At 72.0% G+C, this 11,027-nt stretch carries 7 protein-coding genes; 2 read left to right on the forward strand and 5 right to left on the reverse strand.

Annotated features, from left to right (window positions below):
- Positions 1-15 precede the first annotated feature (15 nt).
- Positions 16-1,566: a S8 family serine peptidase gene (locus tag LV75_RS01840; RefSeq protein ID WP_253884799.1), complete on the reverse strand. Its 1,551-nt coding sequence runs from the start codon at positions 1,564-1,566 to the stop codon at positions 16-18.
- A gap of 218 nt (positions 1,567-1,784) precedes the next feature.
- Here LV75_RS01840 and LV75_RS01845 point away from each other — a divergent pair, with 218 nt between their 5' ends.
- Both LV75_RS01845 and LV75_RS01850 read left to right on the forward strand, forming a co-directional pair.
- Positions 1,785-4,604: an AAA family ATPase gene (locus LV75_RS01845; protein ID WP_253884801.1), complete on the forward strand. Its 2,820-nt coding sequence runs from the start codon at positions 1,785-1,787 to the stop codon at positions 4,602-4,604.
- Between the two features lie 93 nt (positions 4,605-4,697).
- Complete coding sequence (locus LV75_RS01850; RefSeq protein ID WP_253884802.1) at positions 4,698-5,102, forward strand: hypothetical protein; 405 nt, start codon at positions 4,698-4,700, stop codon at positions 5,100-5,102.
- 12 nt (positions 5,103-5,114) lie between these two features.
- Here the strand turns inward: LV75_RS01850 and LV75_RS01855 are convergent, their stop codons facing one another.
- The 4 genes from LV75_RS01855 to LV75_RS01870 all read right to left on the reverse strand — a co-directional run bounded on the left by LV75_RS01855 (position 5,115) and on the right by LV75_RS01870 (position 10,993).
- A complete protein-coding gene (locus LV75_RS01855; protein ID WP_253884803.1) occupies positions 5,115-6,143 on the reverse strand; it encodes an NAD(P)/FAD-dependent oxidoreductase in 1,029 nt (342 codons plus the stop codon).
- A 54-nt stretch (positions 6,144-6,197) separates the two neighbouring features.
- Positions 6,198-7,433: an RNA polymerase sigma factor gene (locus LV75_RS01860; protein ID WP_253885007.1), complete on the reverse strand. Its 1,236-nt coding sequence runs from the start codon at positions 7,431-7,433 to the stop codon at positions 6,198-6,200.
- 83 nt (positions 7,434-7,516) lie between these two features.
- A complete protein-coding gene (locus LV75_RS01865) occupies positions 7,517-7,975 on the reverse strand; it encodes a YciI family protein (protein WP_253884804.1) in 459 nt (152 codons plus the stop codon).
- Between the two features lie 162 nt (positions 7,976-8,137).
- Positions 8,138-10,993 carry an ATP-binding protein gene (locus LV75_RS01870; protein ID WP_253884805.1) on the reverse strand — a complete coding sequence of 952 codons (2,856 nt, stop codon included), beginning with the start codon at positions 10,991-10,993 and terminating at the stop codon, positions 8,138-8,140.
- Between the last annotated feature and the right edge of the window lie 34 nt (positions 10,994-11,027).

Below are 11,027 nucleotides of genomic sequence, written 5' to 3' on the forward strand. Positions count from 1 at the left end.
CTTGGGACGGTCCGGTCAGAACGTGATCGACCAGCCGGTGAGCGTGCCGGTGTCGAAGCGGTACACGTCGCGCACCGCGAGCTTCCAAGTACCGTTCGCGTCCTCGCTGGAGGCGTTGACGGTGAAGCTCTTGTGGACACCGGACTCGCCGACGTCGCCGGACTTCTTCAGCGAGTAGGCGGTACCGCTCGGCCCGACCAGGTCGATGGCGAGGTCACCGGTGTAGGCGTGGTCGATGTCGACCTTCACCTGCAGCGCCGCCGAGGCCTTGCCGGGGCAGCCGCTCTGGCTCACCGAGGTGCCGACCGCGGTGCCCGCGTCCGGGATGGCCACGTCCTCGTCGTTGGTCTTGACGCCGCACTGCGACGGCGGGGTGCCGCCACCGATGTCGCCGACGTAGAGCAGCTTGTTCGGCGAGTCCGTGCCGGGGTTGCTGACCAGGTCCGGGGTCGCGCTCTGCACCAGCGCGTCGCGGACCTGCTGCGGGGTCGCGCTCGGGTTCGCCGACAGGTACAGCGCCGCGGCGCCCGCGACGTGCGGGGAGGCCATGGACGTGCCGCTGGCGTTGCGGAACTGTCCGGTGTGGTCACTGGAGTAGATGTTGCCGCCCGGCGCGAAGAGGTCCAGGCACTTGCCGTAGTTCCCGCCGCGGGTGCGGTCCTTGTTGAACCAGCCGACGGTGATCACCTCGGGGACGCGCGCCGGGCTGACGCCGCAGGCGTCCTGGCCCGCGTTGCCCGCCGAGACCGCGACCACGATCCCCTTGGCCACCATGGCCTTGGCCTGCTCGTCGCCGACGCCGACGGTGTCCATGCCCAGGCTCAGGTTGACCACCGCGGGCTTCACCGCGTTCTTGGCCACCCACTCCATGGCGCTGACCGTGGCCGAGTCCGGGCCGGAGCCCTTGCAGTCCAGCGAGCGGACGGCCACGATCTTGGCCTTCTTCGCCACGCCGACGGTCTTGCCCGCGATCGTCCCGGACACGTGCGTGCCGTGGAAGTAGCAGTCGGCGGCGTCGGTGTCGTTGTCGAGGAAGTCGTAGCCGTAGCTCGCCCGGCCCTCGAACTCGGAGTGCTGGGCGTTGACCCCGGAGTCGATGACGTAGGCGGTCACGCCCTCACCGGAGTTCGGGTAGGTGTACTTCTTGTCCAGGGTGGCCGTCTTCTGGTCGATCTGGTCCAGACCCCACGACGGCGGGTTCAGCTGGTCGACCGTCGCGGTCGTGGTGCCGTCCTGGTGCACCGCCTTGACCGACGGGTCGGCGGCCAGCCGCCGCGCCTGCTGCTCGGACATGCCGTGGACCGAGAACCCGTTCAAGGTCACCGAGTACGTGTCGGTCACCGAGCCGCCGTAGCGCTGGGTCAGCGCCGAGGCCTGGCCCGCCGCGGCCGCCTGGGCACCGCTCTTGAGCACCACGATGTACTGTCCGGGGTAGGGCTTGGCCGCCGGGACGACGGCCCCTTCCGCCTGCTGCGCCACGGCGACGCCCGCCGTGGCGGCCACCGCCGCGGCCGCGATCGCCACCGCGAACAGACTTGATGTCCAACGCTTTCCGCGTTCTTGCATCGCTTCCTCCATCGTGCGGCCGCCTGCAGGGTGTTGGCGCGTCCGGCCGCTCTGGAATCACCCTTCGGCCTGGCAGATGGGGGAACAAGCGTGGTCGCGACCCGTATGGGTACGGGATCGTGGGCGGGGCGCGGGTGCCGTACCCCGCGGGGGTTCCGCCGCCGCCCGCGCCGACCTACCCTTTCGGGCAGTCAGCCGCGGCACCGACGGGAGCGAGCATGGGCGACGGTGTCGCGACACCCCGCTACGTCCGATCCGGCTCGTCGCCGATGATCGGCCGGGACGCGGAACTGGCCGCCCTGCTCGCCGCCGCGCGGGACGCGCCGTCGGTGGCCTTCGTGGAGGGTGAGGCGGGGACGGGCAAGACCAGGCTGGTCACCGAGTTCGCCGCCGCCGCCCGGGCCGCGGGCGCGTGGGTGGTCACGGGCTCCTGCCAGCCGCTGCCCGAGCCGTTCCCGTACGGGGTGCTGCTGGACTGCCTCAGCCAGTGCGGTGAGCGACTGGGCGAGCCCGGTCCGGTGACCGGCGCGCTGCGCGACCACCTGCCCGAACTCGCCGACCGCCTGCCACCTGCCCCGCGCGCCCTCGGCGATCCCGAGGCCGAGCGGCACCGGGTCTTCCGCGCCGTGCGCGACCTGCTCGGCGCCCTGGGGCCGACCGTGCTCGTGCTCGAGGACCTGCACTGGGCGGACGAGGAGACCCGCCGGGTGCTGCGGTTCGTGCTGGGCAACCCGCCGCCCGGTCTGTCGGTCGTGGCGACCCACCGGCGCGCGGACCTGCCAGCCGGTGCCCCGCTCGGGCACGCCTTCCACGCCCCGCCCGGGGTCACCGGGATCAACCTGGTCCTGCGCCCGCTCGGCGCCGCGGACGTGCGCGCGATGGTCGACACGCTCGTCGGGGCCGCGGTGACCTCGGCGGGGTTCGCCGAGGTCGTCGTGCGCGAGACGGCGGGGATCCCGTTCGTGGTCGAGGAAGCGGTGCGGGCGCTGCGCGACCCGGTGCGCGACGTGCGCACCGAGGGGGTCGCGGCGCAGCGGGTGCTGGCCGCGATCGACGTGCCGGTGCTGGTGGCGGACGCGATCCAGGAGCGGATGGCGGCGCTGCCCGCGGCGGCGCGGTCCATCGCCGAAGCCGCCGCGGTGCTGGAGGTGCCCGAGGCGGTCGAGGTCTTGGACGCGGTAGCCGGGAAGGCCTCGCCGGAGGACCTGATCGCGCTGGTGCGCTCCGGGGTGCTGGTGGAGGCGGCGCCGAACAGGTACGGTTTCCGGCACGCCATCGGCAGGCGCGCGGTGTGCGCCGCCCTGCCCGGGCCGCGGCGGTGGGAACTGCACGAGCGGGCGGCGGCCGTGCTGTCCACTGTGGATCACCTGCCGCTCGTCCGGTTGTCCCGGCACGCCAAGGCGGCTGGCATGACCGCCGAGTGGTTGCGCTACAGCGAACTCGCCGCCGAGGCCGCGGAGGACGCCAAGGACGTGCCCACGGCGGTCGACCTGCTCTCGCAGGTGCTGGCCGATCCGCTGATCGGCGCCGAGGACACCAACCGGCTGGCCACCAAGCTGTGCGGCTACGCGCTGACCGGGCTGCCCGGCGGGGAGTTGACCGCCCGGGTCGAGGGCCTGCTGGCCGACCCGCGGCTGGCCCCGGACGTCCGCGGGGAGGTGCACCTGTGGTTCGGGTTGCTGCTGCAGCGCGAGACCGAGGGGGTCGACCGCGGCGCCGAGGAGATCGCCCACGCCATCGACCTGCTCGGTGACCAGCCCGAACGCGCCGTGCGCGGGCTGGCGGCGATGGCCGGGCCGTACCTGGGCAGCACGTCCATCGCCGAGTACCAGGCCTCGCTGGGGCGGGTCGAGGAGATCATCGAGCACCTGCCGACGCTGGCGCTGCGCACCGCCATGCTGGCCACGACGCTGGGCGGGCGGCTCATCGTCGGCGACCCGAGCACCTGGGAGCGGATCGGCCAACTGCCGTCCCCGTCGGAGGTCCACGAACCGGAGGAGATCCACCACCTCGCCCGGGCGCACTGCAACCTGGCGGACGCGTGCTCGTGGATCGGGCACTACCCGCAGGCGCGGAAGTTCTTGCGCACCGGTATCGCCCTGGCCGAGCGGGTCGCGGCGTCCTATGTGGTCGGTACGGCTGAGGCGACCGCGGTTCGGCTCGACTGGCTCAGCGGGCGGTGGTCGGGGCTGGAGCAGCGGATCGACCGCCTGGTGGGGAGCTACGGGAACCTGTTGCTGGCCACCGACCTGAACCTCACGCGCGGGTGGCTGGCGGCCGCACGCGGTGACTGGATGCGGGCTGAAGGTGCGTTCGAGGCGGCCGCGGGCTCCTACCCCGTGGGCATCTCGGCGGCCGGGGGGATGGCGGGCATGTTGCTGGGCCGCGGGGAGACCGCCGCCGCGGTGGGCCACGTCGACCGCGGCGTGGCGATGCTGCGGCGCAAGGGCGCGTGGATGTGGTCCGGCGACATCCTGCCCCAAGCCGTCGACTGCTACCTGGCGACCGACCGCGCCCAAGACGCGCACCTGCTCGTCGCCGAAACCGCCGCGGGCCTGAACGGTGTCGAGGCCCCGCTCGCCCAAGCCGCGATGACCGCCTGCCACGCCAGGTTGGCGGCCGCGGCGAACAACGACGAAGAGTCCGATCGCTTGTACCAGCAGGCGATCGACCAGTACCGTGCCCTCGGCCTGCCGTATCGCGTCACCCAGCTCGCCGAACAAGCAGCCCGGGCCGACCCCGCGGTCCTCGACATGCTCGCCCAGTCCTACGACACCCTGGGCGCCACCGTCGACGCTGCCCGCTGCCGCCACCACATCCGAGGCTCCGGCACCCCCACCCCCTCCCGTCGCGGCCGCCGCGGCTACGGCAGCGAGCTCTCCCCTCGCGAGAAGGACGTGGCGCGACTCCTGGCAGGCGGCCACACCAACCGCGAAATCGCCCAAGCCCTCTTCATCTCCCGCCGCACGGTCGAGGAGTACGTGGTGAAGGTCCGCCGCAAGCAGAACGCCCCCTCCCGCCACGACGTTCACAGCTGACGAGGTTCTCGCGGTCCACTCTGTCGCCGGATGGGCCGCGAGCGCGGGACCGGACAGACTGGTGGAGCACGTCCACGACTCCTGGAGGCCGCCGTGTCCCGCTCCAGCGCCACCCTGCTCTTGGTCGTCCTGCTCGCGTTCGCCGGGCTGGTTCCGCCCGCTGCCACGGCTTCGCCGGTGCCGAGCGACTTCAGCATCGGCCTGAACGTCAGCTCGGTGTCCTTGTACCGCGGGAACGGCTACACGGCGCAGATCTCGACATCTGTCACCAACGGGGCCGCCGAGGCGGTGTCGTTCACCGCGTCAGGCATGCCGCCGGACGTGTCGATCGTGTTCAACCCCAGCTCGGTGACCGTCGGGACCACAGCAAACGCCACCATCACCGTCGGATCCGGCGCCACAGCGGGGAGTTACCCGATCCAGATCACCGGGCAAACCAGGAGTGCCCGGCATTCCGTCTCCTGCACCCTGGACATCCTGGTGCCGGACGAGGCGTGAGCGCCGCCAGGGTCACTCGCCAGACACCTGTGCGGCTAAGCCGTGGCGGCGGTCGCCGAGGACCCGGGTCGTGACCTCGGCCTCGGTGCGCGCGTCGAACGGCGCGCGCACGGTGTCTTCGCGGACGAGCTCGGCATTGATACCCGCCGCCGCTGTAACTCCAGCCGCCGCAGCGACAACCACGTGCGCGGCCAGATCGGCTGCATTGCCCGCGACCCACACCCCCGGCACGTCGGTGCGGCCAGCGGCGTCCGCGGCGAGGTGCCGACCCATGGGGTGTTCGACGGGGGAGAGGCCGAGTCCAGCCAGGAAACCCACACGCGCCACCATGCTCGGCGCCACGACGATCGTCTCCCTGGCGATCGAGGTGCCATCGGCCAACCGCACTCCGGTGATCTTGTCCTCACCGACCACCGCGACCACTTCACCGTCGACCACCCGAACGCCCCGCGCGGCGAGCTCTTGGCCCTGCTCGTCGGAGATCTCGACGCCGTTGCGGAAGAACACGAGGTCGGGTGTCCACTGTGTCCACAGCAGGGCCTGGTGCACAGACATCGGCCCCGTGGCCACCACCCCGACCGCCCCGCCGCGAACCTCCCAACCGTGGCAATACGGGCAGTGCAAGACATCCCTACCCCAACGTTCGCGCATCCCCGGGATGTCCGGAAGCTGGTCCACCAACCCCGTCGCGACCAACAGCTTGCGGGCCCGAACCACCCCACCGCCCGCCAACTCGGCCACGAAGCCACTCACCGTGCGCCTCATGGCCCGAACCTCCCCGGCGACCACTCGCCCCCCGTACCGCCGAACATCGGCCCGGCCCCGCTCAAGCAACTCCGCAGGCGCTATCCCATCCATACCAAGCAACCCATGCACCCCACCAGCAACCGCATTGCGCGGTTCCCCCGAATCAACCACCACCACATCCCGCCAAGCCCGCGCGAGTGTCAACGCCCCACTCAACCCGGCAGCACCACCGCCGACGACCAACACATCGCAGTCAAGAACCTCGGTCACCGTGACCACCTCCACGACCACCATGCGCGCCAACCCGCCAACTCGGCAAAGTCTGTTGCTGTTTCGGCAAGCCTGCGGCTAGGGCGCGCACCCCGCCGCTCGGCTCAGCAACAGGTCGCGTTCGCGCTCGTTGTCGGTCAATCCAGCCGCCCGTTCGAACTCCACCCGGGCCTCGTCAGGTCGTTCGAGCTTGACCAGCAGGTCGGCCCGCACCGCGGGCAGCAGGTGGTAGCGAGCCAGCGAGTTCCCCGCGACCAGCGCGTCCACCAGCTCCAACGCCGCCGCGGGCCCGTCGGCCATGGACACCGCGACCGCGCGGTTCAGTTCGATCACGGGGGATGGCGCGACCTGGGCGAGCACGCCGTAGAGCGTGGCGATCCGGCCCCAGTCGGTCGAGTCGGCTGTACGGGCGCGGGCGTGGCAGGCGGCGATCGCGGCTTGCACGGTGTACTTCCCGGCGGCCCCGCCCAGCTCGACCGACCGGTCCAGCGCGGCCAGCCCGCGCTGGATCAGCAGCCGGTCCCAGCGGGCGCGGTCCTGCTCGAGCAGGGTGACGATCTCGCCGGACGCGTCGGTGCGGGTGGGCAGTCGGGATGCCTGCAGTTCCATCAGCGCGATCAGCCCGTGCGCCTCGGGTTCGGTCGGGACCAAGGCCGCCAGGACCCGACCCAGCCGCATCGCCTCCGCGCACAGCGCCGGGCGGACGAGATCGGGGCCCGCGGTGGCCGAGTAGCCCTCGTTGAACAGCAGGTAGACCACGCCGAGGACGGACGCCAGCCGGGGTGCGAGCTCCGCGCCGGTCGGCACCTCGAACGGCACCCGCGCGTCGGTGAGCGTCTTCTTGGCCCGGACGATGCGCTGGGCCATCGTCGTCGTGGGGACGAGGAACGCGCGGGCGATCTCCTCGGTGCGCAGCCCGGCCAGCATCTTCAGGGTCAGCGCGGCGCGGGCGGGCGGGGTGAGGACGGGGTGGCAGGTGGTGAACATCAGCCGCAGCACGTCGTCCTCGACGTGCTCCTCGACGTCGATCTCCGCGGTGGTCCTGATCGTGCGGCCGAGCTCGGCGACCTTGCGCTCCAGCCGGATCTCGCGCCGGAGGCCGTCGACCGCGCGGCGCTTGGCGACGGTCATGAGCCACGCGCCCGGGTTGTCCGGGATGCCGGACCCCGGCCACTGCTCCAGCGCCGCGACCAGCGCGTCCTGCGCCAGGTCCTCGGCCAGGCCGACCTCGCCGACCACCCGGGCCAGGCCCGCGATGAGCCGGGCCGCCTCGATCCGCCAGACCGCGTCGACCACCCGGTGGGCGGCGGGCATCTCGGCGGGCGGCACGCCCGGACTCAACCGCACCGGGCGGGCGCACGCAACCGGCGCGCGCCCGAACCGGGACCGGACCGACGTCAGCTCCCGTCCCGCTCAGCGCGCCACCGGGCCGCGTCCGCCTGCCCCCGCTCGCCCACCCCGTCGACGAACGCGCTCACCTCGGGCGTGGCGACCTCGGCGAAGTCCTCAGCCGTGAAGATCCGCCGGATCTCAACCTCGCCCACCTGCCCGTCGGCCACGTTGGGCGCCCGCTTGACCCACTCGATGGCCTCCTCCAGGGACGCCACCTCCAGGATCGAGTACCCCGCGATCAGCTCTTTCGTCTCCGCGAACGGCCCGTCCACCACCGTCCGGTCGTCGCCGTCGAAGTGGACCCGGGCACCCCGCGAACTCGGGTGCAGCCCGTCGGCGGAGAGCAGAACACCGGCCTTCACCAGCTCCTCGTTGTACCGCCCCATCGCCACCATCGCCTCGGTACTGGGCAACACCCCGGCCTCGGACTCCGCCGTCGCCTTCCCGATCACCATGAACCGCACCCGCAGCCACCTCCGCAACACCCGGAGCCCCAGGCCATCCACCCGGTCCCAACCCCGATCCGCCAGAGCGTCGAACGGGCCACCCCGGTTTCGACATCGGCTCCCAAGATTTTCCGCACGACTTTGGGAACCCGACTATTCGGACGCGGGGAGGCGACCGTCCTAACGAGCCGGGGCGTGCACGCTGAGAGCGACCCGGTCGTCACTGCCGGTCTTGGTGATGAGGCTGGCGACGTGCTTCTCGACGGTACGCGGCGAGATGTGCAGGCGGGCCGCGATGGCTTTGTTGCTCATGCGGTCCGCGAGCAGCACCAGCACCTCGAACTCCCGCACCGTGACCCCCGCCATGCGCAACGCGCGCGGAACCTGCTCATTGCCGGTGCGGCGCTGGGAAATGGTGGCACCGAGACGGCGGAGAATCGCACGACAGGCAGAGGCAACAGGGATGATGCCCGCCGTGTGGAAGTAGTCGTCGGCGGCGCGCAGCCAGGAGATCGGGGCACCCCACCCCGCGGCGTGGGCTTCGTCGGCCACGAGGCGCAGACCGAGGTGGCGGGCGAGGGGATAGGGCGCGGCTGCCGCCAAGGCGGCCTCGCACTTGGCATTGGCCTCGGTGAGGTGGCCGTCACGGCCGAGCAGGACCGCCTGTGCCAATAGGACGAACTGTCGGTTCCACCGCATGGTGCTGGGGGAGGCGGATTCGGCGATGTGCGGCGCGCCTGTCCGCCCGGCTAAGACACCCAGCAGGAGAGCCAGACCGTACCTCCCCGAGAGGTGGAACGTGGTGGGGTTCTCGGCTTCGTAGGCAGCCGCCTTGGCGAGTTCGGTCTCGGCGAGGTCGCGATTTTCTTCCAGTAGCGCGCAGAACGCGCGAGCGAGGCCCAAACACAGTGGTAACTCAGGCAAACCGCCACGGGAGTGCTCGGCCAGCGCGTCGATGGCCTCGTCCATCTCGTTACGCTTGCCTTGGTGGGCAAACAGAGTCGCCTTCGTCATCAGGACGTAGCCGACCAGACTGCCCAGTTTCAGTTGCGCCACCGCGTTCGACACCGGTTCCAGCTTCCGCGCGGCGGTCGCGTACTCGCCGCACAGCACGTGTTGCAGCACCTCGATGGCGTCCACGTTGTACGCCAACGTGATCGCCCCCACGCGCAGCGCCTCCTCTCGCGCGAGGTCGAGGCTCTCGGTGCTGCCCAGGCGCAGCCAGTCGTTGCCCGCGGCCCGAACCAGCGCGTAGATGCGCTGGATCGGGATGTTCTCCCGTTCGGCGAGGGCCAAGGCGTGGTCGAAGCACCGGTCTGCCTCTTCGAGGTCCGCCTCGCGCGCGATCACGCCCAACATCTGCCACGCCTCACAGGCGACCGCGGCGACACCCGCGCGGTCAGCGGCGTCGGCGGCGCGGCGGGCGAGGACCGCGGCCGCCGCGACCCGATCCGGCGACGGGGTGTTGAGCGTGAGGTAGGCGTCGATCACATCGATCGGGGCGGTGTGCTCGTCGGCCGCGTCCGGCCCCAACAACGCGCGGGCATCACGGATCTGTGCCCCGCATTCGGGCCACCGTCCCCCGAGGCAGGCGACCCGAGCGGCACGGGCGTGCAGGGAGGCCCGTCTCGTGGCGGACAGCGTGGTCAGCTCGGCGATGGATTCGCCCAGCTGCAACGCGCGTTCGAAGTGGCCTGCCTCGGACAGGGCTGGTAGCAACGCGTCCAGCACGTCCGCCCGCGTCTCGGCTGACGTCGCCAGCAGGTACGCCTGGTCCAGCAAGTGGACGGCGGAGTCGGCGGCACCGGCGTGCATCGCGCGCTTGCCCGCCTCGGCGAACAGCGGTCCCGCCTGCTCGGGTAGACCCGCCTCGGTGAGCAGCGAGGCCGCCATCGGGCACCAGTCACCGGGCAGGCCGGGCATGAGGGCGGTGATCGCCGACGCGGCGCGCCTGGCCAAGTCGGACCGCTTCAGGGGTCCCAGTGCGGTGCGCAACGCCTCGGCCGTCAGCGGATGGCGGAAGGCGTACCAGTCGGGGGCGGGCTCGTCGGGCGTGACGAGCCGGGAGGCGACGCCCGCGTGCAGGTGGCGCACCAAGTCGCGGTCGTCCATCGTGGTCACGGCGCGGACCACGTTCAACGGGAAGCGGTGCCCGAGCACGGCCGCCACGGACAGCAGTTCGCGCCCTTGCGGCCCGAGCCGGTCGGCGCGCGCCACGATGCTGGACACCACCGCCTCGGGGACCTCGACGCGCAGTTCGCCGTTGACGTGCCAGCCGTCCGGCCCGGAGACGAGCAACCCGGTGGACACCAGGCCGTGCAGCATCTCCTCGACCACGAAGGGATTTCCCGCGCTGTCGGCCCACAGCCGCTCGACGGCCGCGGCGGGAACCTCGGCGGTGTCGAGGTGGCCCGCGGCGAGTAGCCCCACCTCCGAACGGTCCAACGGCTCCAACTCCAGCAGCACCCCGGCCCCGTGCCGGACGAGGCGGCGGGCGACCTCGAGCGCGGTGCCCGGGTCGGGGCGGATCGTCGCGAGGACCAGCACCGACTGGTCGGCGAGGTTGTCGACCAGGTACTCGACCACGGCCAGGGTCTCGGGGTCGGCCTCGTGCAGGTCCTCCAGCACCACCAGGCACGGCTGGGTCCTGCCGACCAGCGACAGCAACCGCAGCACGGCCTCGGCGAGCACGACCAGCGACTCGGTGGTCTGCCTGAGGTCGGCCCACTCCGGCACGAGCCTGCCGAGCACTTGCCGGTAGGGGCCCAGTTCCCCGGCGACGGCGATGTCGCCCCCGCGCAACAGCGACAGCAGCGCCTCGGCGATCGGCCGGAACGGCACCATCGGTCCGACGGGTGTGCCACGACCGCGCAGCACGCGCATGCCCCGCTCGAACGCCACCCCGGCGGTGTGCCGGGCGAGGCGGGATTTGCCGATTCCCGCCTCGCCCGCGATGAACACGCCCAGCCCGCGACCCCCGCCGGTGTTGTCCAGCGCCCGCCCGAGCGCTACGACCTCCTGGACACGTCCGATCATCGGAGGCACGCCAGTCTGCATGATCGCCGACCCT

The sequence above is a fragment of the Actinokineospora diospyrosa genome, assembly GCF_024171925.1.
GTDB lineage: Bacteria > Actinomycetota > Actinomycetes > Mycobacteriales > Pseudonocardiaceae > Actinokineospora > Actinokineospora diospyrosa.